This window comes from Pseudomonas sp. S2_H01, from assembly GCF_054668305.1.
In genome coordinates this window covers 1225603-1250162 of the sequence record NZ_CP162756.1, presented here as the reverse complement: position 1 = coordinate 1250162, position 24560 = coordinate 1225603, and the positions used below count along the sequence as shown (strand labels likewise).

The 24560-nt window shown below is 58.9% G+C and carries 16 protein-coding genes; 8 read left to right on the top strand and 8 right to left on the bottom strand.

Annotated elements, in window-relative coordinates; translation table 11 throughout:
* Positions 1-50 precede the first annotated feature (50 nt).
* From AB4N84_RS05575 to AB4N84_RS05545, 7 genes are all read right to left on the bottom strand, one after another.
* On the bottom strand, positions 51-1658 hold the full coding sequence (locus AB4N84_RS05575; RefSeq protein WP_460045528.1) for an ABC transporter substrate-binding protein: 1608 nt from the start codon (positions 1656-1658) through the stop codon (positions 51-53).
* 101 nt (positions 1659-1759) lie between these two features.
* Positions 1760-3142, bottom strand: coding sequence for an OprD family porin (locus AB4N84_RS05570; protein ID WP_460045527.1), 1383 nt, complete (start codon positions 3140-3142; stop codon positions 1760-1762).
* Positions 3143-3297: 155 nt separating this feature from the next.
* Entirely contained in the window at positions 3298-4911 is a 1614-nt protein-coding gene (locus AB4N84_RS05565) for an ABC transporter substrate-binding protein (protein ID WP_460045526.1), read from the bottom strand.
* A 341-nt stretch (positions 4912-5252) separates the two neighbouring features.
* Positions 5253-6881: an ABC transporter substrate-binding protein gene (locus AB4N84_RS05560; protein ID WP_460045524.1), complete on the bottom strand. Its 1629-nt coding sequence runs from the start codon at positions 6879-6881 to the stop codon at positions 5253-5255.
* 286 nt (positions 6882-7167) lie between these two features.
* On the bottom strand, positions 7168-8766 hold the full coding sequence (locus AB4N84_RS05555; RefSeq protein ID WP_460045522.1) for an ABC transporter substrate-binding protein: 1599 nt from the start codon (positions 8764-8766) through the stop codon (positions 7168-7170).
* Positions 8767-8870: 104 nt separating this feature from the next.
* On the bottom strand, positions 8871-11093 hold the full coding sequence (locus AB4N84_RS05550; RefSeq protein WP_460045521.1) for an HET-C-related protein: 2223 nt from the start codon (positions 11091-11093) through the stop codon (positions 8871-8873).
* A gap of 255 nt (positions 11094-11348) precedes the next feature.
* Complete coding sequence (locus tag AB4N84_RS05545; RefSeq protein WP_460045520.1) at positions 11349-12065, bottom strand: SIMPL domain-containing protein; 717 nt, start codon at positions 12063-12065, stop codon at positions 11349-11351.
* Positions 12066-12713: 648 nt separating this feature from the next.
* Here AB4N84_RS05545 and AB4N84_RS05540 point away from each other — a divergent pair.
* The 7 genes from AB4N84_RS05540 to garD all read left to right on the top strand — a co-directional run bounded on the left by AB4N84_RS05540 (position 12714) and on the right by garD (position 21712).
* Entirely contained in the window at positions 12714-13973 is a 1260-nt protein-coding gene (locus tag AB4N84_RS05540) for an ATP-binding protein (protein WP_074756041.1), read from the top strand.
* Positions 13970-14530 (top strand): response regulator transcription factor, encoded by a 561-nt coding sequence (locus AB4N84_RS05535; RefSeq protein WP_074756039.1) that lies wholly within the window; start codon positions 13970-13972, stop codon positions 14528-14530. Before AB4N84_RS05540 ends, AB4N84_RS05535 begins: the two co-directional genes overlap by 4 nt.
* 98 nt (positions 14531-14628) lie before the next feature.
* Positions 14629-16365 carry an ABC transporter ATP-binding protein/permease gene (locus tag AB4N84_RS05530; protein ID WP_460045519.1) on the top strand — a complete coding sequence of 579 codons (1737 nt, stop codon included), beginning with the start codon at positions 14629-14631 and terminating at the stop codon, positions 16363-16365.
* 130 nt (positions 16366-16495) lie between these two features.
* Complete coding sequence (locus AB4N84_RS05525; protein ID WP_460046943.1) at positions 16496-17245, top strand: FadR/GntR family transcriptional regulator; 750 nt, start codon at positions 16496-16498, stop codon at positions 17243-17245.
* 349 nt (positions 17246-17594) lie between these two features.
* Complete coding sequence (gene kdgD, locus AB4N84_RS05520) at positions 17595-18506, top strand: 5-dehydro-4-deoxyglucarate dehydratase (protein ID WP_460045518.1); 912 nt, start codon at positions 17595-17597, stop codon at positions 18504-18506.
* 267 nt (positions 18507-18773) lie between these two features.
* Positions 18774-20147, top strand: a complete 1374-nt coding sequence (locus tag AB4N84_RS05515; protein WP_074756033.1) for an MFS transporter — start codon at positions 18774-18776, stop codon at positions 20145-20147.
* 11 nt (positions 20148-20158) lie between these two features.
* A complete protein-coding gene (gene garD, locus AB4N84_RS05510; protein WP_460045517.1) occupies positions 20159-21712 on the top strand; it encodes a galactarate dehydratase in 1554 nt (517 codons plus the stop codon).
* A 191-nt stretch (positions 21713-21903) separates the two neighbouring features.
* Here the strand turns inward: garD and AB4N84_RS05505 are convergent, their stop codons facing one another.
* Positions 21904-23028 carry a ketopantoate reductase family protein gene (locus AB4N84_RS05505; RefSeq protein WP_460045516.1) on the bottom strand — a complete coding sequence of 375 codons (1125 nt, stop codon included), beginning with the start codon at positions 23026-23028 and terminating at the stop codon, positions 21904-21906.
* A 192-nt stretch (positions 23029-23220) separates the two neighbouring features.
* On the opposite strand from AB4N84_RS05505, the gene AB4N84_RS05500 reads away from it, so the two are divergent.
* Entirely contained in the window at positions 23221-24438 is a 1218-nt protein-coding gene (locus AB4N84_RS05500) for a zinc-dependent alcohol dehydrogenase (RefSeq protein ID WP_460045515.1), read from the top strand.
* Positions 24439-24560: the final 122 nt, after the last annotated feature.

The following is a 24560-nucleotide window of genomic DNA, read 5'->3' as shown; positions in this document are numbered from 1 at the left end:
TAGGCGTGTACCGGCGGGGCCCGTTGTTGCAGGCCCGCCGGCTTCTTCTTCTACTTCACTTGGGTGGTAGCGAAGTTATTAGTGGTGAGCGGGCTAATGTAATAGCCCTCTACGTTCTTGCGCATTGCAGTGAACATCTTGGTGTGCGCCATGCTGATCCATGGCAGATCCTGATTGAAGATCGCCTGTGCCTGCTCATAGAGCGCAGCACGTTCGGCCGGGTCGGTCTTTTCCCGAGCCTGATCGATCAACGTCTGGAACTTCTGATTGCACCAGCGCGCGTAGTTTTCGCCGTTTTTGGCGGCCTCGCAACTCAGGTTCGGGGTCAGGAAGTTATCAGGGTCGCCATTGTCGCCTGCCCAGCCAGCGGACACCATGTCGTGTTCGCCGTTTTTCGCCCGTTTGAGCATTTCGCCCCATTCCATGACGCGAATATCTAACTTAATGCCGACTTTTGCCAAATCGGCCTGCATCATTTGTGCCCCCATCGTGGGGTTCGGGTTGGTCGCGCCGCCGCCATTACGGGTGAACAGGGTCAGCACGGTGCCTTCCGGTACGCCAGCTTCCTTGAGCAAAGCGCGTGCCTTGTCCAGGTCGTGAGCAGGATTTTTCAGCTCATTGTTGTAGCCCAGCAGGGTTGGCGGGTACGGGTTGACCGCAACGCTGGCATTGCCCGGGCCGAACAGTGCGTTGACATAGGCTTGCTTGTCGAACGCGATATCGATCGCTTTACGCACTCGTACATCGCTCATGTATTTGTGCGTGGTGTTCATCGCGATATAGGCGGTGGTCATCGCCTGCAGTTCGTCGATCTTCAGGGCTGGGTCTTTCTTGATGTTCGGGATGTCATCGGGCTTGGGATACAGCGCGATCTGACATTCGTTGGCCTTGAGCTTCTGCAGGCGCACGTTGCTGTCGGTGGCAATGGCCAGAATCAGTGCGTCCGCCGGCGGCTTGCCACGGAAATAATCCGGGTTGGCCTTGAAGCGTACCTGAGCATCCTTGGCGTAGCGCTGGAAGATGAACGGTCCGGTGCCGACCGGGTGGCTGTTCAGCTCATCGGTCTTGTTGGCCTTGAGCAACTGGTCGGCGTATTCGGCCGAGTAGATCGAGGCAAAGGCCATCGCGACGTCAGCCAGGAACGGAGCTTCGCGACGGGTCAGGGTGAATTTGACGGTGTTGTCGTCGACTTTCTCGACGCTTTTCAGCAGCTCTTTGAAGCCCATGCTCTCAAAGTACGGGTAACCGACCGTCGATTGCTTGTGCCATGGGTGGTTCGGGTCCAGCTGACGCTGGAAGCTCCAGACCACGTCGTCGGCGTTCATGTCGCGCGTCGGTTTGAAGTATTCGGTGGTGTGGAACTTGACGCCTTTACGCAGGTGGAACGTGTAATTGAGGCCGTCGTCACTGATGTCCCAGGACTCTGCCAGAGCCGGCTGGATGTCAGTGGTGCCGGGCTTGAAATCCACCAGACGGTTGAAAATGGTTTCCGCCGCCGCATCGGCCGTGACGGCGGTGGTGTACAGCGCCGTGTCGAACCCTTCCGGGCTGGCTTCGGTGCAGACCACCAGAGGTTTGGCCGAAACGCCGACCGCGACGCTGAACAGCGCCAGTGCGACCGCGTTGCGCAATGTTGCGAGTTTGAATGTCGATTTCAAGAAAACGCCCTCCGCAAGTGATGAAGCCATTCATGAGTGGGTGTTTCGGGCCATTAAGTTCTGCGCGAACCCAGGGCCCGAACACTCACCGGTTTCTGTGATTACAGGATGTTGAACGGGATGGTGGTGACCAGACGGAACTCGTTGATATTGCCGTCAGCCTGTTCGGCGCTCGCGCGGTGCGTGGTGTAGGTCGCACGAACGGTCGAGGCCTTCAGCGGGCCGGACTGCAGGGTGTACGAGGAGCCGATGCCGTATTCGTAATGGGTTTCGCCGTCCATTCTGGATACGTCGTAAGCGGTGCCTTTGTAGTGCGTACCGTCGATGTCGAAGCCGCGAGCCTGATAGATGTTGAATTTCAGGCCGGGTACGCCGTAGTCAGCCATGTTCAGCAGGTAGCTCAACTGAACCGACTTCTCGTTCGGTCCGTTGAAGTCAGAGAGCAGGGAGTTGGCCAGGAAGATGGCGTTGCTGTCGTGGACGTAGTCGAAATAGGTGTCACCCTCGACTTCCTGATACGCGATGCTGAAGCTGTGCGCCTTGTGGGTAGCCGTCAACGACAAGCTGTATGTGTCGTTGTCGATCTTGCCCATTTTGGCCTGACCGGAATCTTTGGTCTTGTAGTAGTTCAGGTTGGTGCTCAGACCCAGTACGTCGGTGTCGCCCATTTCATGGGTGAACGCGAAGTAGTACTGGTGCCAGAAGTCTTCGACGTTGGAGGCATACAAGCTGGTGGTCAGGCTCTTGAACGGCTTGTAGTCCACGCCTGCGATATCGACGCGATCCGCTTCGATGTTCGGGTTCGCAGTGTACTCAGAGCGGAACTTGGTCAGGCTCTGCTCGGAGCGCGGAGAAACGCGGTCGAAGCTGCCAGCGGTGAACGACAGGTTGTTGAACTCTTCGCTCAGGATGCTTACGCCTTCGAAGCTCGATGGCAGTGCACGGTTGCCGATGTACGCCAGCACCGGTGTGTTCAGCGACTGACGGCCAGCGGTCAGTGTGGTGTTGGAGATGCGTGCCTTGATGTTGCCCAGGCCCAGCTTGCTCCACTGGCCGACCGCATCACCGTTGTTTTTGGTAAGCGTGCGGTTGGCGCCGCCCATCAAGTCGTCTTTGTCACGGTCCAGCGCGACGGCGTTGTAAACCGCCAGCTCAGTGGCGAAGCCCACAGTGCCCTGAGTGAAGCCCGAGCTGTAGTCGACGATGGTGCCTTGCACCCAGTTGATACGGCGTGGGTCGCGATCAACCACGACGCCGTTTTCGCTGCGGCTGAAATTGCCACCGCGACGCAGCAGCTCGTTGGCGTACCAGTTCTTGGTCGAACCGGTGATCTTCGAGTCTTCGAGGAAACCCTTGGCTTCGCTCTGAGCGTTGGTGGTGGCCAGTGTGGTAGGAACGAACTCCTGACTGGTTGGCTCTGCCTGGGCCGCGACGCTTACTGCGATCAGGGACAAGGCGAATACAGCGGTGCTGGCTTTTTTCACGTTTTGAAGCTCCCGATTACTGCTTTTATAAAGGCCGGCTTTTATGGGTTCGCCGGCTTTGGTGGTGCGGCCTTATGGGCCTTTTTTGCTCCATTCCGCGGATTGCGGATAAAGCGCTGCCAAAGACGAGACTCGCCTCTGGCATGGGTTAACGATTAATCGGCGATGCTCACGCCTGAGAAGTTGTTGCGGTTGAACGGGCTGACCAGAAAGCCTTTCACGTTGGATCGCAGAGGCTGGATCACCGTCGAGTGGGCGATCGGCGTGATCGGAACCTGGCTCTTGAGGTAATGCTGGGCCTGCTGGTACAGGCTGATGCGCTGATCCTTGTCGGCGATGGACACCGCCGATTTGATCAGGGCGTCGTATTTCTCGTCGCACCACATCGAGTAGTTGTTGCCACCAATCGACGCGCAGCTGTAGAGCGTGCCCATCCAGTTGTCCGGGTCACCGTTGTCACCGGTCCAGCCGATCAGCGAGATATCGTGCTCGCCGTTCTTGCTGCGCTTGAGGTACTCGCCCCACTCATAGCTGACGATGGTGGCCTTGATGCCGACCTTGGCCCAGTCGGCCTGAAGCATCTGTGCCATCAGCTTGGCGTTGGGGTTGTAGGGGCGTTGGACGGGCATTGCCCAAAGGGTCAGCTCGGTGCCTTCCTTGACGCCGGCAGCCCGCAACAACTCCCTGGCTTTTTCGGGGTTGTACGGCGCGTCCTTGACGGTGTCATCGAACGACCATTGGGTCGGCGGCATGGCGTTCTGAGCCAGTTGCCCCGCGCCCTGATACACCGCATCGATGATGGCCTTTTTGTCGACCGCCATGTCCAGCGCTTGTCGCACCTGCAGGTTGTCCAATGGCGCATGACGCACGTTGTAGGCGATGTAGCCAAGGTTGAAGCCGGGCTTCTCGATCACCTTCAAGTGCTTGTCGGCCTTGATCGACTCAATGTCGGCGGGACGAGGGTTGAGGGTGACCTGGCATTCATTCTTCTTGAGTTTCTGAATGCGAACCGAGGCATCGGTATTGATGGCGAAGATCAACTGGTCAATCTTGACCCTGCTCGGGTCCCAGAACTGTTTGTTGGCGACATAGCGAATTTGCGAATCTTTCTGATAACGCTGGAAAACAAAAGGTCCGGTACCAATGGGCGATTGGTTTATATCGCGAACATTGCCTGATGCCATCAGTTTGTCAGCATATTCGGCGGAGAGAATAGACGCGAAGTTCATCGCGATATTCTGAATGAATGCCGCATCCACTTTATTCAGTGAAAACACAACGGTCATGGGACCTGTCTTCTCGACTGACTTTATATTCTTGTCCAGACCCATGCTGGTGAAGTACGGAAACTCGGTCGGATAGGCAATGCGAAACGGATGATCCTTGTGCAGCATGCGATTGAACGTGAACAGTACATCGTCGGCATTGAAATCCCGTGTCGGCGTGAATGCCTTGTTGCTATGGAACTTCACACCCTCGCGCAGGTGAAACGTGTAGCTCAAGCCGTCGGCAGAGATATCCCAGCGCGTCGCCAGGGCAGGCACGACGCTGGTCTGGCCGCGCTCGAACTCGGCCAGTCGGTTGTAGATCGGTTCGGCCGCATCGTTATCGGTGCCCGAGGTGTATTGGCCGATGTCGAAGCCTGCGGGGCTGCCTTCAGAGCAAAACACCAGACTCTTGGTCGCGGCCTGTGTAACCGAAGTGGTGGCTAATAGCCCAGCAGTTAATCCGGCCATTAATAATGACGAAGCAACAGTGTTCATACGCATGACAATCCTTATCGTCTGGAGCGTGAATAACCAGCAATAGCGGGGGGAAACTCCCAGGCAATCGTTTGCGCAAATGGAGTTTCAGCGGCTATGGGAAACCCGACCGACCGATAAACAAAAAATATCAGGTGCGGGAACTCGAGAAGGTATGTCCGTCGAGCCGCACAGTAAATAGTTTCGACTGCTTCAGTGTTTGTAGGAAAAATGCATATTGTTAGTAGGCAAATTCTTTGCGCAGCGCATTACTCATCTAACGATATTCAATTTCGTTCTGAATTGCGCACATGACGACACGGTCGCATTACCCGAAGGTAACGCGACCGTGAAGTCATATAGAGGTATTACTTACCGCTGACGCTCACACCGTAGAACGAGTTCAGACCGAATGGGCTGATCTTGAAGTCCTGAACTTCCTTACGCATCGGCTGATAAACAGTCGAGTGCGCAATCGGGGTCATAGGGACTGCGTCCTTGAGCAAGTGCTGAGCCTGTTTGTACAGCTCGGTGCGCTTGGCCTGGTCGGTGGTTTCCTTGGCCTGGTGGATCAAGGTGTCGAAAGGCTTGTCACACCACTTGGCGAAGTTGTTGCCGTTGACCGCGTCGCAACCGAACAGCGTGCCCAGCCAGTTGTCCGGGTCACCGTTGTCGCCGCTCCAGCCAATCAGCATCGCGCCGTTTTCGCCCGCTTTGGCGCGCTTGATGTACTCGCCCCACTCGTAGGAAACGATCTTGGCGTTGATGCCGATCTTCTTCCAGTCGTTCTGGAGCATTTCAGCCATCAGCTTGGCGTTCGGATTGTACGGACGCTGAACCGGCATCGCCCAAAGGGTGATTTCGGTGCCTTCAGCCACGCCTGCCTTTTTCAGCAGCTCTTTGGCCTTGGCGACGTCGTACGGAGCGTCTTTGATGGTGGTGTCATAGGACCATTGGGTCGGCGGCATGGCGTTGACGGCCAGTTGGCCTGCACCCTGATACACCGCGTCGATGATGGCTTTCTTGTCGACAGCCATGTCCAGCGCCTGACGAACTTCCAGCTTGGCCAGCGGGTTCGGCTTGGTCTCGCCCTTGATGGTCGGCATCACGTTGTAGGCGATGTAGCCCAGGTTGAAGCCTGCCTGATCAGGCATCTTCAGCGCCGGGTCGGCCTTCAGCGGAGCGAGGTCCGCAGGACGTGGGTAAGCGGTGATCTGGCATTCGCCTTTCTTCAGCTTCTGTGCGCGGACCGAAGCGTCAGTGGTGATGGCGAAAATCAGGTTGTCGACTTTGACGTCTTCAGGCTTCCAGTAGTCCTTGTTTCCGGTGAAACGGATGTTGGAGTCTTTCTGGTAGCTCTTGAACACGAACGGACCAGTGCCGACTGGCTTCTGGTTGATGTCTTCTGCCTTGCCTTCCTTGAGCAGCTGGGCGGCGTATTCAGCGGACTGAATGGACGCGAAGCTCATCGCCAGGTTCTGAATGAACGCCGCGTCAACGGTGGCCAGGGTCATCTTGACGGTGTGGTCGTCAATCTTCTCGATCTTGGTGATGTTGGTGTCCATCGCCATGTCGGTGAAGTACGGGAATTCGGTCGGGTACGCCTTACGGAACGGATCGTCCTTGTTGATCATGCGGTTGAACGTGAACAGCACGTCATCGGCATTGAAGGTACGGGTCGGTTTGAAGTACGGCGTGGTGTGGAACTTGACGCCTTCACGCAGGTGGAAGGTGTAGGTCAGGCCGTCCGGGGAAACGTCCCAGCTGGTGGCCAGGCCTGGAATAACGGCGGTGCCGCCACGTTCGAACTGGCTCAAGCGGTTGAAAATGGTCTCAGCCGAAGCATCGAAGTCGGTACCGGTGGTGTATTGACCTGGGTCGAAACCAGCGGGGCTGCCTTCGGAGCAGAACACCAGGTTCGATGCTGCTTGAGCGAAGGGAGCGCTGGCGATCAAACCTGCGCCGAGAAGAAACGGAATGACCGCTTTTTTGAGCATGGTGGCCTCAGTTGTTGTCATTTTTTGATTGAGGGATACCGGCCTTTTGAGCCGACCCCGCGGATACTTATGCAGGCGCCATACCCAAAGCAAGATACTGGCGCCAATCGAGTGTCAAAGAGTGGCACGAACGTACACGAATGTCGCAAAACTATAATTTCTGACGCTGTTGAACGTTTGCGTGTCGCATATCGACATCTTTGTTGCACTATTGGGGTGCATCGCAACGTGGCGAATGCACCCGCTTGATCCACAAGTGTTACTTCGCTGTTGTTTTTCTGTGGTGCTATTTCGCCAGGCTCACGCCGTAGAAGGGCGTCAGGCCGAACGGGCTAAGCTTGAAGTCCTGCACCTCCTTGCGCATGGGCTGAAAGACTTTCGAGTTGGCGATCGGGGTAATTGGCACGTCGTTTTTCAGGATGTTCTGCGCCTGCTGATACAGCTTGATCCGCTCGTTGCGATCGCTGGTCAGCTTGGCCTGGGTCACGAGTTTGTCGTAACCGGTGTTGCACCATTTGGCGTAGTTGCTGCCGTTGACTGCCGCACAGCTGTAGAGCACGCCGAGCCAGTTGTCGGGGTCGCCGTTGTCACCTGTCCAACCATAGATCATCACGTCGTGTTCGCCAGCCTTGGCGCGCTTGATGTACTCGCCCCATTCGTAGCTGACGATGTTGGCCTTGATGCCGATCTTGGCCCAGTCGGACTGAATCATCTGCGCCGACATTCGTGCGTTCGGGTTTGAGGCGCGCTGTACGGTCATTGCCCACAGGTTGATTTGCGTGCCGGGTGCGACGCCCGCTTCCTTGAGCAGCTGCCGGGCTTTCTCAGGGTCGTGAGGCGCATCCTTGATGTTGGGGTCATAGCTCCATTGCGCCGGCGGCAAGGCGTTCTGCGCCAGTTGTCCCGCGCTCTGGTAAACCGCCTTGATGATGGCGGGCTTGTCGATGGCCATGTCCAGTGCCTGGCGGACCTTGAGTTGGTCAAGCGGCGGATGGGTTACGTTGTACGCCAGAAAGCCCAGGTTGAAGCCGGCCTGGCTCAGGACCTTCAGGTTAGGGTCCTTCTGCGCTTCTTCAATGTCCTGCGGACGCGGATAGCCGCTGACCTGGCATTCGCCGGTCTTGAGTTTCTGCAAGCGGGTGGCGGCGTCCGTGTTGATCGAAAAGATCAGGTTGTCGAGCTTCACGTCTTCCGGCTTCCAGTAGTCCTTGTTGCCGGCATACCGGATCTGCGCGTCCTTCTGATAGCGCTTGAACACGAACGGTCCCGTGCCGATCGGCTTCTGGTTGATGTCGCCCGCTTTGCCCTCTTTCAGCAGTTGCGCGGCGTATTCGGCCGACTGAATGGACGCGAAACTCATCGCCAGGTTTTGAATGAACGCCGCATCGATGTTGTTCAGGTGAAACCGGACGGTCTGGTCGTCCACTTTTTCGACCTGCTTGATCGTCGTGTTCATGCCCATGTCGGTGAAGTAGGGCGACTCGGAAGGATACGCTTTGCGAAACGGATCATCGGCGTTGAGCAGCCGGTTGAACGTAAAGAGCACGTCGTCGGCGTTGAACTCACGCGTTGGCTTGAAATAGTCGGTGGTGTGGAACTTCACGCCTGGGCGCAGGTGAAAGGTGTAGGTCAGTCCGTCGTCGGACACTTCCCATTTCGTGGCCAGACCTGGCTCGACTTCGGTGCCTCCACGTTTGAACTGCGTCAACCGGTTGAAGACGGTTTCCGCCGACGCGTCGAACTCGGTCCCGCTGGTGTACTGGCTGGGATCGAAGCCGGCGGGGCTGGCTTCGGAGCAATAGACCAAGGTGCTGGCAGCCTGAACGGATGGCACGCAAAGCGCCATCGCAGCGGCCAGCAGCAGTGGCTTGAAGGTTTTCTCCATGTGAACCTCATACAAATGCGGCATTCGCGCCTGAATTCATCGACTGATGATAGACAGCGGAGAATGCCGCACGGTTGTACTGGCTTACAAGGTCATGCGGGCTATCACCTGAGCAGCCCCAGCATCTTCATGATCATGCGTGCAGTGGCGCCCCCGGGCTTGAAGTTCTGCATTTGCCAGATCGGCGAATTGCTGTCCAGCATCTCGCCCCGAAGGAAGTCAAGGTAAGCCACGCTGTCCTTTCTCAGCTGTTCTTTCACGTTGTCAGCGGTTTGCGCCAGGCGCTGGCTGATGGTGGCCAGCTCGGTCTTGGACTCGGCTCTGCGGATTTCATGCTGATTGTCCGCGGCCCAGCCTGAGACGATCGGGTCCTGCCAGTCACTGTCCAGCGGATGTCGGAAGTAGTCCGATGCAACCGCTGCCGGATCAACCCCGTGATTGCCATGCCAGTAGTTGTTCATGGCGAAACCTACGTAGCGCACTGCGGTGCCCGCCAGTAATGCCGAGACGATGTGCAGAGGGTGATCGGCATGATCCTTGGCCAACTGCGAATGGGTGGGATCGGTGGAGCCATTGGTATTAGGGTCTTCGCCATAACGGGTTTGCCAGTCATCGACGTGATTGCCCAGCAGCTTGAACATGTCGTGCTGGATGATGCCCACCGCATTGCCGACGACGGCATTGGCACCCTTCAGATAGTGCGCACATCGCTGCAGGTATTCAGCGAAAGGGAGACCAACCCAGGCATCACGTTCTGAGAGGAACGCCTGGTAGATTTCCAGGTAACGTGGGTTTTTATGTTCTTCAAGCAGAATCAACAGAATCTGCTCTCGCTCACTGCGATCTCCCGGCTTGAGGGGTTGATAGGCGACTGTGTCGAGGCCGAACAGGACTTTGCCCAGCGGTTCCGCGAGGCTGGCAATCACATCGGTGGGGCCGAACATGCCGGTCACCAGTGGCAGGCCGGCCCTGCAGTTCGCCGGGGACGTCCAGGGCACCACGTTGCTGTACCCATTCTTGATCAGGCTCAGCTCGACAAAGTTGGAGTGCGCGAAGAAGTCTTCAAGCACATGAAGCGCCGAGCCGAACGCGCGTTTGCCTTCGGGCGTCGGGCCCGCCTTCATCGCCATGTGCAGTTGGGACACCATGAAGCGTTCGGAGCGCTCCAGGTAGCGCTTCATTGAGGTGTCGTAATCCACCTCCAGCAGCGGGTCGCCGGGGAGCACCAACGGCTCGAAGTCGGGGTCGCGCAGCCTGGGATCGGAGGTGTCCGATCCGCTGGATTTCGGGTTGTCGATGTGCTCGGAGGGACGGTAAACCCCCAGCATTTCCGGCGTGACCCTGTAGTGTTGCGGCGCTGCTTTGCGCAAGCGGGCGAAGGGTTTGATCGACAGCACATCGACAATGCGGGTCAGCGCTTCACGCGAAAGTACATCGGGAAAGTTTTTGGGCTTGCCGACCGCACGAACCAGCTTCGGGTCCAGCAGCTGTGAATAGTCGCGCAGCCAGTTGCCGAAGTAGATTTGATCACGCTCATCCGCGTTGAACCCTGCAGACGACAGGGCTTTTTCGATCTGACGGTGCGTCATGTGGTGGTCGTGACCATGACCCGCTTCGAAGGCTTCGCGGTCGGGATTGTCGAGCTTGATCTCCTCATTGGGGCTGCCATGGACGTCCACCGCCGAATCCAGGGCTGTCTGCCAGTCGACGCCTATTGGTTCAGGCCGGGCGTTGTAAAGCAGGTCGGAGTAGAAACCCAGAAGCAGTTCATCGGGCTTGTCGGGATGGAACAGCCAGTCGTCCATGTTTTCCCGATCTTCGGGCTTGAAGATGTCCAGCATGCTCAATGCAAAACGACCCCCTTCTTCGCGTGGTGCGTCGGGCGCCAATGTGGGCAGACCGTGTTCATTCTTGTCGCACAGGTCGTGGCGCAGGACGTTGTCGATGTGGTGCCCAAACTCGTGCAGCAGGATCACCAGCAGGGAGACGTTCCGGTAAGGGTCGGGTGTCGCAGCAAACATGATGCCTTCCATGATCCCGGAGTTGATGCGAATGATGCGATCACGGTTGTCGTAGTCGGCGATCACCGGGCCACCCTGGACTGGCTCGATTTGAGGCGGATGAATGTAGCCCGCCAGTAATGCGTTCCTGAGCGCGGTGTAGGTGTGCTTGGGGATGTCCTCGCCGAACACAGGGCGCATCAGTGCGTCGAATTCGTGCTCATCTTTGAGCTTGGCGACGTTGGTCAGGTAATCCAGCGCGAACGTGCTTTTGAAATACTCGCCCGGCACCGGGGTTTGTGGGCGGTCAAACAATAACTCTTGCATTTGAACTCTTCATCCTTGAAGTAAATAGAGCACACAGACCGACGCCAGGCGTTCAGCACCGACGGCCGCTTGTGTGCATAAGCGTTTTGGGTGAGGTGTTGATTCTATGGATCTGGAAGGCAGGGAAAATCAGCAGACTCGCCGGGCTGTGTAGGCCGAGGATTCACGGCAGTGAGGAGGTGGCGACCGGCAAGGGGAAAACGGGAGCGGAGCGGGGAGGAAACGGCGGCAACCCTTGGCTGCCGCCGTTTTGCGTCAAGGCAGGGTGACTTCGATGACGCCGTCAGCCGTGACACTGACCTGGCTGGTGCCGGCTTCGACCTCAGGCGTTGGCGCAGCATCTGCGCGTTCGGCCTTCATCATCATGACCGGCGCACGCATGTAAGGCTGTGGATAGCCTGACGTGTTGAGGTTCAGGTTGACCAGTTTGTAGGCACTGCCGCCAAGGGCATCGGTGACCAATTGAGCGCGCGCCTTGAACGCAGTGACCGCGTCCTTGAGCAGCGCGTCTTCGCTGGCTTTGCGCGCCGGGTTGGAAATGGAGAAGTCCATGCCGGCCATTTTCATATCGCTGGCCAGCAGTTCGCCGGTCAGTTTAGACAGTGCGGCGAAATCAGGGCTTTCCAGTCGCAGCTCGGCACGTTCGCGCCAGCCGGTGATCTTCTGACCCTTGTCGTCATAGATCGGGTAGCTGTTACGACTGCCTTGGCGAATGGTCACTTCCTTGACCTTGCGCGCCTCACCCAGCGCCTTGTTCAGCGTCTCTGTGATACCCGCTGCGAGTTTGGCGGGGTCGGCGTTCTGCGATTCGGTGTACACGGTGACCGTCATCAGGTCGCGCTGGACTTCCTGATTGACCTCGGCGCGCACTGAAACCTGGTTGTAATGAACGTCGTCGGCCATGGCGGGCGCGCTGGCCAGAGCGGCAGCGCCGAGAGCGAAAAGTGTCGCGGTGGGGCGAAGGCTGAACATAGAAACTCCTTGTTTGGCGAACCGTTTGCGGCGTATTGAATGTCGCGCGTCAAACGGATGCCCATGAGACTGTCATCCGGGGATCTTGTTCCGGGCCGGCCCCACAGTTCAATGCCTGCCGCAGGTTCTCGGGCGTATCCAGTATCTGTAGGAGCCGTCAGAGGTTACGAGGGCCGCGAACGCGGTGTGTCATTCAGCATTGCCGTCGACTGACATACCGCAATCGCGGGCAAGCGCGCTCCTACAGTGTCAGCGTCGTCCCCAAGTCTTCGGAACGCCGCGCTCCCTGTAGGAGCCGTCCGAGGTTACGAGGGCCGCGAATGCGGTTTGTCAGTCGCAGTTGATGCTGCTAACCCACCGCATTCGCCAGCCAGCCGGCTCCTACGGTCTGGTGCCTGGAGACACATTGAGCATCAACGCGAACCCTGTAGGAGCCGTCCGAGGTTACGAGGGCCGCGAACGCGGGCTACCATTCACCACCGTCATCACCGACCCGCCGCGCTCGCCAGCCAGCCGGCTTGTACACAGGGGGGAGCTGCACGCTGAGTGTCGCCCATAACTGTGGCGCTTTGACGCACTTCGAAGGAAAGCGCTGTCGCATTGGTTATACTCGCTCCGATTCGCCTGGAGCGCTCATCAGGAGAGCTCATGCTCGCCCCCGTACAATTGCTTTCTGCCACTCGCCAGAACCTGTGGCGACTGACCTTTATCCGCATTCTGGTGCTGGCAGCCCAAGCCGGTTCGGTCGGGTTCGCCTACCTGTTCGATCTGTTGCACCTGCCATGGTTGCAACTGGACATCACGCTTGGCTTTTCTGCCATCGTCTGCCTGCTGACGGCGATCCGTCTGCGCACGTCCTGGCCGGTGACCGAGCTTGAATACGCCGTGCAGCTGGCCTTCGACCTTTTTATCCACAGCGCGCTGCTGTATTTTTCCGGGGGTTCGACCAACCCTTTCGTTTCCTATTATCTGGTGCCGCTGACGATCGCCGCGGTGACGCTGCCTTGGCGCTACTCGCTGATCCTGTCCGGGATTGCGCTGGCGCTGTACACCTTGATGCTGGCTAATTTCTACCCGGTCGAAGCCTTCGCCATCGCCCGCGAGAAGATGCAGATCTACGGCATGTGGCTGAGCTTCGCATTGGCTGCCGGCGTCATTACCTTCTTCGCCGCACGCATGGCTGAAGAATTACGCCGTCAGGAGCAGATGCGCGCGTTGCGCCGGGAAGAGGGCGCCCGCGATCAGCAACTGTTGGCCGTGGCCACTGAAGCGGCCGGCGCCGCGCATGAGCTGGGTACGCCGCTGGCAACCATGAGCGTGCTGCTCAAAGAGATGCAGCAGGATCACAAGGACCCTGCGTTGCAGGAAGACCTGTCGGTGCTGCAGGATCAGGTCAAGCTGTGCAAGGAAACCCTGCAACAGCTGGTACGCGCGGCCGAGGCCAATCGCCGGTTGGCCGTGCAGGAACAAACCGTCACGCATTGGCTCGATCAGGCGCTCAACCGTTGGCACCTGATGCGCCCGGAAGCCAGCTATCGTTTTCAGCGTCTGGGGCAGGGCGATGTACCCATGATCGCGCCGCCGCCCGATCTGACGCAGGCCCTGCTGAACTTGCTGAACAACGCCGCCGACGCGTGCGCCGAAGGTCTGGAAGTGAACCTGGACTGGAGCGCATTAGAGATCAGCATCACGATTCGCGACCACGGCGCAGGTGTGCCACTGGCCGTGGCCGAGCAGATCGGCAAACCGTTTTTTACCACCAAGGGCAAAGGCTTCGGTCTCGGTCTTTTTTTGAGCAAGGCCAGCGTGACCCGCGCGGGCGGCTCGGTGAAACTCTATCCTCACGAGGAAGGCGGCACGCTCACCGAGCTGCGCCTGCCCCGGAACGCAACAGGAGATGAAGCATGACTGATGAAATCCAGGTCGAAGGCGAAGAACTGCCGCACCTGTTGCTGGTGGACGACGACGCCACCTTTACCCGCGTGATGGCGCGCGCGATGGCCCGCCGTGGCTTCCGCGTCAGCACGGCCAGTTCAGCCGAAGAAGGCCTGACGCTGGCCCAGCAGGACATTCCGGACTACGCCACTGTCGACCTGAAGATGGAAGGCGACTCGGGGCTGGTGCTGTTGCCCAAGCTGCTGGAACTGGACCCGGAAATGCGGGTCCTGATACTGACCGGTTATTCGAGCATCGCCACCGCGGTCGAGGCGATCAAGCGCGGCGCCTGCAATTACCTGTGCAAACCGGCCGACGCCGACGACGTGCTGGCAGCGCTGCTGTCCGAACACGCCGATCTGGACACCCTGGTGCCGGAAAATCCGATGTCGGTGGACCGTCTGCAGTGGGAACACATTCAGCGCGTGCTGACCGAGCACGAGGGCAACATTTCCGCGACAGCACGGGCGCTGGGGATGCATCGCAGAACGCTTCAACGCAAGTTACAGAAGCGACCGGTCCGCCGTTGAGCAAGGATGCCAGGTAAAGATTTCTTCATGGAAGACCGTGTGTGGCGTCTGGCACATTGGTGCCAACGCCCTTAAATGCCTGCCGCCGAGCCATCACCATGAATGTTGATATTGATGAATCCAGGGTCAATGACGCTGTGAACGGGAGCTTTTTTTCCCGGGTCTGGAAACTGGTCACGCCGTACTGGCGCAGTGAAGAAAAAGGCATGGCCTGGGTTCTGCTCATCGCCGTGATTGCACTGTCGCTGTTCAGCGTATTCATTTCGGTACTGGTCAACAGTTGGTACCGGGATTTCTACAACGCCCTGCAGAATAAAGACCTGGGCGCATTCACTCACCTGATCCTGTACTTCTGCGGTATCGCCACCATTGCCATTCTGGGCGCGGTGTACCGGCTGTACCTCACGCAGATGCTGACCATTCGCTGGCGTCGCTGGCTCACCGAAAAGCATTTCACCAAGTGGCTTGCGCACAAGAACTACTACCGGCTGGAGCAGGGCGGCTACACCGATAACCCTGACCAACGCTTGTCTGAAGACCTCAACAACTTCACCTCCGACACGTTGAGCCTGAGCCTCGGTTTGCTGCGCACGGTCGTCAGCCTGGTGTCGTTCTCGGTGATTCTGTGGGGCGTGTCCGGCAGCATTGAGCTGTTCGGGATCACCATTCCCGGCTATATGTTTTGGGCCGCGCTGCTTTACGCGGCGGTCGGTAGCTGGCTTACCCATCTGATCGGTAAACGCCTGATCGTGCTGAGCAACCAGCAACAGCGCTATGAAGCGGACATGCGTTTTGCGCTGGTGCGGGTGCGTGAGAACGCGGAAAGCATTGCCTTGTCCGAGGGCGAGGCGAACGAAAACCAGCGACTGAGTGCACGTTTTGGCATGGTCTGGAGTAACTTCTGGACCATCATGAAGGTGCAAAAGCGTCTGACGTTCTTCACTGCGGGCTACTCGCAGATCGCGATCGTGTTTGCCTTCGTGGTCGCAGCACCTCGCTACTTTGCCGGCAAGATCGAGCTGGGCGAGCTGATGCAGATCAACTCGGCATTCGGCAATGTGCAGGAGAACTTCAGCTGGTTCATCGACGCGTACACCCAGTTGGCGTCGTGGCGCGCCACCTGTGATCGTCTGCTGAGTTTCCGTCAGGCCATGGACGAAAACGAAGCGCGCGTCCCGGCCATCAATGTCACCCACGAAAGCAATGCGCTGCACCTGCAAGGTCTGGGGCTGTCGCTGGTGGGCGGGCGTCAATTGCTGAACAACGCCAATGTCGACATCGCGGCGGGCGACAAAGTCATGCTCAGCGGTCGTTCCGGCAGCGGCAAAAGCACGTTGCTGCGGGCGATGGGCGGCTTGTGGAACGAGGGGCACGGCGCTGTTCGACTGCCGGCCAAGCGTGCGTTCTTCCTGCCGCAGAAACCCTATCTGCCCATTGGCACGCTGCGCGAAGCGCTCAGTTATCCACAGGCGCCTGAGGTGTATCCGGAGGAGCGGTTCGCTCAAGTCTTGGAAACCTGTCGTCTGAGTCACCTGGTGCCGCGTCTGGATGAAAGCAATCACTGGCAACGCATGCTCTCGCCCGGCGAGCAGCAGCGGGTGGCCTTCGCCCGAGCGTTGCTGTATGCGCCGGACTGGCTCTACCTCGACGAAGCCACCTCAGCCATGGACGAAGAAGATGAAGCGGCGCTGTATCAGGCCCTGCTTGACGAGCTGCCGGGCGTGACCCTGCTCAGCATCGGCCACCGCAGCAGCCTCAAGCGCTTCCATCGTCGCCATCTGCGCATCGAGGGCGGTCAGCTTCAGGAACAGCCTCATCCGGAAGCGGTGGTGTAACCGCATCCATTTGATGCCAGCGGCGCCAAAGTGCCGCAAAAACCTACATACTCGCCGGGTTTGTGATGTGATCGTACAACCCGGTGAGCTATTATTAGCGCCTCAGCGTATTTAGAGATGCATGTTGGATATGGAAAATCAGAGTGCTCCGCCTCGCGCACGCAGAAAGCACCGCAGCCTCGCGCAGGAACTCGTCACCGAACTCTCCGAGCGCATTCGCAGCGGAGCGCTGAAGCGCGGCGATAAATTGCCCACCGAATCCGCGATCATGGAAGAACAGGGCGTCAGCCGCACGGTCGTGCGCGAAGCCATTTCACGCCTTCAGGCTTCCGGTCTGGTTGAAACCCGCCACGGCATCGGCACCTTCGTGCTGGACACCCCGAGCCCGAGCGGCTTCCGCATCGATCCGGCGACGATCGTCACCCTGCGCGATGTGCTGGCGATTCTGGAGTTGCGCATCAGCCTTGAAGTCGAGTCTGCCGGTCTGGCTGCTCAGCGCAGGTCCGCCGAGCAACTGGCCGACATGCGTGCAGCGCTCGATGCACTGAATGAAAGCGCCGCCCATGCCAGCGATGCGGTCGGCCCGGACTTCCAGTTCCACATGGCAATTGCGCTGTCCACCGGCAACCGCTATTTCACCGACATCATGAATCACCTGGGCACCAGCATCATTCCCCGCACCCGGTTGAACTCCGCTCGATTGGCGCACGACGATCATCAGCATTACATGAGCCGTCTGAGCCGCGAGCACGAAGAAATCTACGACGCCATCGCCCGTCAGGATTCCGATGCTGCACGCGCCGCCATGCGCCTGCACCTGACCAACAGCCGCGAACGCCTGCGTCATGCCCATGAAGAGGCAGAGTCTCAGCGGGCTTGAGATCGTATGACTTGATCTTTCGCGTTCGCGTGCTTTCAGGCTGTCTGTAGGAGGGCGCTTGCCCGCGATCTGCCGCGTAGTGGAAGCAGACCCGGCACACCCGATCTATCTGAAACGCCGCGTCGCCTGATTCCACTGCCGCAGCGCAGCAGATCGCGGGCAAGCGTGCTCCTACAGTCGGGACCTGTCGTCACATTCTGGCGTTCCCAGAATCACCACTCATCCCTCGTCCAAGAAATAATTCCACACCCCTATTGAGTGATCTCATTGCTAGTTGTACGATGACTTACGACATCAGCGCAGGTCTGGTGATCCATTCATACAATTAGCTTCCCAGGGTGTTCGAATAATGAATCCACAAGAACTGAAGTCCATCCTTTCCCACGGTCTGCTGTCCTTCCCGGTTACCGACTTCAATGCCCAGGGCGATTTCCACCGCGCTGGTTACATCAAACGTCTGGAGTGGCTGGCCCCGTACGGCGCCTCTGCACTGTTCGCCGCAGGCGGTACAGGTGAGTTCTTCTCCCTGACCGGCGACGAATACTCCGAAATCATCAAGACTGCCGTCGACACCTGCGAGAAGACTGTGCCTATCCTGGCCGGCGTGGGTGGTCCTACCCGTCAAGCCATCGCGATGGCTCAAGAAGCCGAGCGTCTGGGTGCCAAAGGCCTGCTGCTGCTGCCTCACTACCTGACTGAAGCCAGCCAGGACGGCGTTGCCCGTCACGTTGAAGAAGTGTGCAAGTCGGTCAAGATCGGCGTTGTCGTCTACAACCGTAACGTCTGCCGCCTGACGCCTGCGCTGCTGGAGCAACTGGCTGAGCGTTGCCCGAACCTGATCGGCTACAAAGACGGCCTGGGCGACATCGAGCTGATGGTTTCCATCCGCCGCCGCATGGGCGACCGTTTCTCCTACCTGGGTGGTCTGCCGACCGCTGAAGTCTACGCCGCTGCCTACAAGGCGCTGGGCGTGCCGGTCTACTCCTCGGCCGTGTTCAACTTCGTACCGAAGCTGGCGATGGACTTCTACCACGCGATCGCCAAAGACGACCACGCCACGGTCGGCAAGCTGATCGATGACTTCTTCCTGCCTTACCTGGACATCCGTAACCGTAAATCCGGCTACGCGGTGAGCATTGTCAAAGCGGGCGCGAAAATCGCCGGTTACGACGCAGGTCCGGTCCGCGCTCCGCTGACCGACCTGACCAAGGAAGAGTTCGAAATGCTCGCTGCACTGATGGACAAGCAGGGCCAGCAATAACAGCTGACCTGTCGCAAAACCGCTGAGCGATCTGCGGTTTTTTGCCGTCGGGGCGTTGTTTCTCGAAGGCCACTGCGACCCGGTACTTTCCGTTTCGAGCAATTCGCGCTGGCAAGGTTGCCCGCGTGTGAGTGTCCCCCAGGCATCAAAGGCTACACCGGCAGGACCCGCTTCAATCGCATCTGGATTTAGGGGCAGAGGCGAGCAGCACACACATAAAAGATCGTTTAACCCGCGCAAAAAAATAATTAGTGGGAGTTTTCGAACATGCAAAAAACCAAGCCGACACACGTCCGCTATTTGATCCTGCTCATGCTGTTCCTGGTGACCACGATCAACTACGCCGACCGTGCAACCATCGCCATCGCTGGCTCCAGTCTGCAAAAAAGCCTCGGCATTGACGCCGTCACCCTCGGTTATATCTTCTCCGCCTTCGGCTGGGCCTACGTGGCCGGTCAGATCCCAGGCGGCTGGCTGCTCGATCGCTTCGGTTCGAAGAAGATCTACGCACTGAGCATCTTTACCTGGTCGCTGTTCACCGTGCTGCAAGGCTATGTCGGTGAGTTCGGTCTCTCCACCGCGATCGTTGCGCTGTTCATGCTGCGCTTCCTCGTCGGTCTGGCTGAAGCGCCTTCATTCCCTGGCAACGCGCGCATCGTTGCGGCCTGGTTTCCGACGTCCGAGCGCGGCACGGCCTCGGCGATCTTCAACTCGGCGCAATACTTCGCCACCGTTCTGTTCGCCCCGATCATGGGCTGGATCGTCTACACCTTCGGCTGGCAGCATGTGTTCGTGGTGATGGGCGGCATCGGCATCGTGTTCTCGCTGATCTGGCTGAAAGTCATCCACAGCCCGCGCAACCACCCAAGCATCAACAAGGCAGAGCTCGATCACATCGCCAACAACGGCGGCATGGTCGATATGGACAATGACAAGGGCAAAGGCAAGAGCGGCGGCCCGAAGTGGGACTACGTGAAGCAGCTGCTGACCAACCGCATGATGCTGGGCATCTACCTGGCGCAGTACTGCATCAACGGCATCACCTACTTCTTCCTGACCTGGTTCCCGGTGTACCTGGTGCAGGAACGTGGCATGACGATCCTGAAGGCTGGTTTCATCGCCTCGCTGCCAGCGATCTGCGGCTTCATCGGTGGCGTACTGGGCGGCATCATTTCCGACTACCTGCTGCGTCGCGGCAAGTCGCTGACGTTCGCCCGCAAGGCGCCGATCATCGGCGGTCTGTTGCTGTCGACCTCCATCGTCACCTGTAACTATGTCGACATCGAATGGGTCGTCGTGGGCTTCATGGCGCTGGCCTTCTTCGGCAAGGGCGTGGGCGCACTGGGCTGGGCGGTCATGTCCGACGCTTCGCCAAAACAAATCGCCGGTTTGAGCGGCGGTCTGTTCAACATGTTCGGTAACATCGCGTCGATCACCACCCCGATCGTCATCGGTTACATCATCAGCTCCACCGGCTCGTTCAAATGGGCGCTGGTGTTCGTCGGTGCCAACGCACTGGTGGCCGTGATCAGCTACGTGTTTATCGTGGGCGAGATCAAACGTGTGGAATTGAAAGACACCCCAACGCAGGGTGATTTGCCGGCCAGCGAAGCCGGCAAGCTTTCTGAAGCGAAAATCTGAGGAAAACCGTGATGAACTTGATCCAACATGCCGACTCGCCGCGTTACATCCGCTTGCATGAGCGCGATAACGTTGTCGTCGTGGTCAATGACCAGGGCGTACCGGCGGGGACAGAATTCGACAATGGTCTGGTGACCCTCGATAACGTGCCGCAGAGCCACAAGGTCAATACGGTGGACATCCCCGAAGGCGGGGCGGTGATTCGTTACGGGCAGACCATTGGTTATGCCCTGCAAGCGATTCCCCGTGGCAGTTGGGTCAAGGAAGATCAGTTGCGCATGCCGAGCGCGCCGCCGCTGGACAGCTTGCCGCTGTCGACGGAGGTGCCGGGCAAGGGCGAGCCGCTGGAAGGCTTTACCTTCGAGGGTTACCGCAACGCCGACGGCACTGTCGGCACGCGCAACATCCTGGGCATCACCACCACGGTTCAATGCGTCACCGGCGTGCTGGATTTTGCGGTCAAGCGCATCCGTGAGGAGTTGCTGCCCAAATACCCGAACGTCGACGACGTCGTTGCCATCACTCACACCTACGGCTGCGGCGTGGCGATCACGGCCAAGGACGCTTACATCCCGATCCGTACCGTGCGTAACCTGGCGCGCAACCCGAACCTGGGGGGCGAGGCACTGGTCATCGGTCTGGGCTGCGAAAAACTGCAGGCCGATCAGGTGATGCACCAGAACGACCCTTCGGTCGATCTGAGCGATGAATGGATGTACCGCCTGCAGGATTCCAAACACGGCTTCAACGAAATGATCGAACAGATCATGGAGCTGGCCGAAGTGCGCCTGAAAAAGCTCGATCAGCGTCGCCGCGAAACCGTGCCGGCGTCCGAGCTGATCCTGGGCATGCAGTGCGGCGGCAGCGATGCGTTTTCCGGCATCACCGCCAACCCGGCGCTGGGTTACGCCTCCGACTTGCTGCTGCGCGCAGGCGCCACGGTGATGTTCTCGGAAGTGACCGAAGTCCGTGATGCGATCTACTTGCTGACCTCCCGTGCCGAAACCACTGAAGTTGCGCAAGAGCTGGTGCGTGAGATGGACTGGTACGACCGTTACCTGGCCAAAGGCGAAGCGGACCGCAGCGCCAACACCACGCCGGGTAACAAGAAGGGCGGGTTGTCGAACATTGTCGAGAAGTCCCTCGGGTCGATCGTCAAATCCGGCAACAGCGCGATCAACGGGGTGCTTGGCCCTGGTGAGCGCGTCACCCGCAAAGGCCTGATCTTCTGCGCGACACCGGCCAGTGATTTTGTCTGTGGCACGCTGCAGCTGGCGGCCGGTATGAACCTGCACGTGTTCACCACCGGTCGCGGCACGCCGTACGGTCTGGCGATGTCACCGGTGGTGAAGGTCTCGACCCGTACCGAGCTGGCCCAGCGTTGGCCAGACCTGATCGACATCGATGCCGGGCGTATCGCAACAGGCCGCGCCAGCATCGAAGACCTGGGTTGGGAGCTGTTCCATTTCTATCTCGATGTCGCCAGCGGCAAGAAGAAGACCTGGACCGAGCACTACCGTTTGCACAACGACATCACCTTGTTCAACCCGGCGCCGATTACCTAAAGGCAAATCGATGACAACTGTGGGAGCGAATTCATTCGCGATGCGGTGGTACATCCGATGGACATCTGTCGGAGTCACCGAACAATCGCGAATGAATTCGCTCCCACAGGGTCAGGTGTTCGGCAATGCTTCGCGTCATGTTTGATCCTTCACACGTCCCACGGCCCCGTGGGAATGACGCCGTCCTCGCCTCAATGCCGTCCATGCTCCTTATGGTGCGGATGTTCCCCGCAGAACCTTGCCAGTGTCAGCACGCTTCGGGTGATGGGCATCGGGATGTTCACCTTGGCCGCCAGTTCCAGCACCGCGTCGCCAATCGCCGCCAGCTCCAGCGGCAACCCTTTGTCGAAGTCCTGCAGCATGGATGTCCGCACCGGCCCCATGCTGGCGCCGAACTGCATGAACGTGGTCGGCTCCATGCTTAGCTTGGCGTCGTAAGCGCTGGCAACCTGCATCGCCTCATTGAACGTCGCCAACGCCAGCTCGCGCATGTCCGGCAGGCCGTATATCTGCTCCAGTGTTGCGCCCGTCACCACGGACACGGGGTTCGAGGTCAGGTTGGCGATGATTTTTGTCCACAGCTGATCGCGAATACGGTCGGTGCCCTGAGCCTCGATGCCAGCGCTTTCGATCAACGCACGCAGGTTTTCGAGACGCGGCGTCAGTTGGTTGTCCAGTTCGCCAAAGATAATGCGATACGGGTTGTGGGTCTTCACCACCGCGGGCGCCGAGCTTTGCGCCGTGATGAACACCACGCAGCCGATGACCTTGTGCAGGTCCAGCGTGTCAGTGATACGCCCGTCCGGGTCGACCGTCTCGACCCGGTCGCCGTCAAAACGCCCCCCTTCGCCGTGGAAATACCACCAGGGCACGCCGTTGATCACCGGCACCACGACCGTATTGGGGCCTATCAGCGGACCAATGTTCGGTAGCAGACCACTCAGTGAAGGCGCTTTGGTGCAGAGGAAGAGCAGATCCTGTTCGCCAAGGTGCTCAGCGTTGTCGCTGGCAGTGACCTGAACGTGATGGCGACCTTTGAGATCCTGCAGGTGTATGCCGTTGCGCTGAAGCGCGGCCAGCGTACGACCGCGAGCAAACACGTTGACCGGACGCCCCGTCAGTGCGAGGCGGGCCGCCAGGGTGCAGCCGATGGCGCCAGCACCCGCGATGCAGATGCGCAGGGGGAAGAACTCATGATGACTCCCGATGAGCGTAAGAAGGTTGAGGCCGTCGTCAGCAATATGACCTGAACCCGCCTGATCGCCAATGACCGCAACCTCTGTTGGAGCGGATTCATTCGCGATGCGCCAGTGCATCCGACACGGCTTGGTCGCTCGAGCCATTTTTCTTGAATGAATACGCTCCCACAGAGGACTGTGACGTTGGCGTCCGCTGGTCACCTGCGATCTACCGCTCTGAACTTCACTGCGCCCGCGCCTATCCTTATTGCATACCTTTTCAGAACCCGTCTGCCTCGGCGGCTTTGGCTGCAAGACAAGGAGATGTTCATGCGTGCATTGACGTACCACGGCGCCCACGATGTGCGTGTCGAGACCGTTGCAGACCCAATCATTCAAGAAGCCGACGATGTGCTGTTGAAGGTCACCGCGACGGCCATATGCGGTTCTGATCTGCACCTGTATCGCGGCAAGATACCCGCCACGGAGCAGGGCGATATCTTTGGCCATGAGTTCATGGGAGTCGTTGAGGAAGTCGGGCCTCAGGTCACGGCCGTCAAACCGGGCGATCGGGTGGTCATTCCGTTCGTCATCGCCTGCGGCAGTTGTTTTTTCTGTCAGATCGATGCCTTTGCAGCCTGTGAAACCACCAACACCGGCCGGGGGGCGATCCTCAACAAAAAATCCATTCCGCCGGGGGCCGCACTCTTTGGCTACAGCCATTTGTACGGCGGTGTGCCCGGCGGCCAGGCCGAGTATGTGCGGGTGCCGAAAGGCAACGTCGGCCCGTTCAAAGTGCCCGGCACACTGGCGGACGAAAAGGTGCTGTTCCTGTCCGACATCCTGCCGACGGCCTGGCAAGCCGTGCTCAATGCCGGGGTCGGGAAGGGCTCCAGCGTCGCCATTTATGGGGCGGGCCCGGTGGGATTATTGAGCGCCGCCTGCGCGAAAATGCTGGGTGCCGAGAAGATCTTCATGGTCGATCATCATGCTTATCGTCTGGCGTATGCGCAGTTCACCTATGGCGTGATCCCGATCAACTTCGATGACGACGACGACCCGGCCGACACCATCATCCGTCAGACCGCCGGCATGCGTGGCGTGGACGCTGTGATCGATGCCGTGGGCTTTGAAGCCAAGGGCAGTACCACGGAAACGATCCTTGCCACGCTCAAGCTCGAAGGCAGCAGCGGCAAGGCGTTGCGACAGTGCATCGCCGCCGTACGTCGCGGCGGGACGGTGAGCGTGCCGGGCGTGTATTCGGGGTTCATTCATGGCTTCATGTTTGGCGATGCCTTCGACAAGGGCCTGACCTTCAAGATGGGTCAGACCCACGTGCATCGTTACCTGCCGCAGTTGCTGACGTTGATCGAGGAAGGCGCGCTGGCGCCCGAAGCGATCATCACCCATCGCCTGTCGCTGGAAGAAGCCCCCGACGGGTATGCCATCTTCGACAAGAAAGAAGAAGACTGCCGCAAGATCATCCTCACGCCGGGGTTCGACAGCCGGGTGGATGCGTCGGCGAACGATGCGGATCTAATGAGTTAGTGCCGCAAGCCCAGACCAAGCGCGCTCCTACGCCCTTCGGGCAGAATCAAAGCCTCCAGAAGAGGCTGTACATGTAGCGTGAGGAAGACAGTTGCTACAGCCAGCAAACATCCGCGAAGGTA

Coding starts and splice junctions, on each gene's coding strand:
- AB4N84_RS05525 (WP_460046943.1), top strand. CDS start 16,496: ATGGAAAATCAGAGTGCTCCGCCTCGCGCACGCAGAAAGCACCGCAGC.
- AB4N84_RS05545 (WP_460045520.1), bottom strand. CDS start 12,065: ATGTTCAGCCTTCGCCCCACCGCGACACTTTTCGCTCTCGGCGCTGCC.
- AB4N84_RS05505 (WP_460045516.1), bottom strand. CDS start 23,028: ATGCACTGGCGCATCGCGAATGAATCCGCTCCAACAGAGGTTGCGGTC.
- AB4N84_RS05515 (WP_074756033.1), top strand. CDS start 18,774: ATGCAAAAAACCAAGCCGACACACGTCCGCTATTTGATCCTGCTCATG.
- AB4N84_RS05565 (WP_460045526.1), bottom strand. CDS start 4,911: ATGCGTATGAACACTGTTGCTTCGTCATTATTAATGGCCGGATTAACT.
- AB4N84_RS05560 (WP_460045524.1), bottom strand. CDS start 6,881: ATGCTCAAAAAAGCGGTCATTCCGTTTCTTCTCGGCGCAGGTTTGATC.
- AB4N84_RS05535 (WP_074756039.1), top strand. CDS start 13,970: ATGACTGATGAAATCCAGGTCGAAGGCGAAGAACTGCCGCACCTGTTG.
- garD (WP_460045517.1), top strand. CDS start 20,159: ATGAACTTGATCCAACATGCCGACTCGCCGCGTTACATCCGCTTGCAT.
- AB4N84_RS05530 (WP_460045519.1), top strand. CDS start 14,629: ATGAATGTTGATATTGATGAATCCAGGGTCAATGACGCTGTGAACGGG.
- AB4N84_RS05540 (WP_074756041.1), top strand. CDS start 12,714: ATGCTCGCCCCCGTACAATTGCTTTCTGCCACTCGCCAGAACCTGTGG.
- AB4N84_RS05555 (WP_460045522.1), bottom strand. CDS start 8,766: ATGGAGAAAACCTTCAAGCCACTGCTGCTGGCCGCTGCGATGGCGCTT.
- AB4N84_RS05550 (WP_460045521.1), bottom strand. CDS start 11,093: ATGCAAGAGTTATTGTTTGACCGCCCACAAACCCCGGTGCCGGGCGAG.
- AB4N84_RS05500 (WP_460045515.1), top strand. CDS start 23,221: ATGCGTGCATTGACGTACCACGGCGCCCACGATGTGCGTGTCGAGACC.
- kdgD (WP_460045518.1), top strand. CDS start 17,595: ATGAATCCACAAGAACTGAAGTCCATCCTTTCCCACGGTCTGCTGTCC.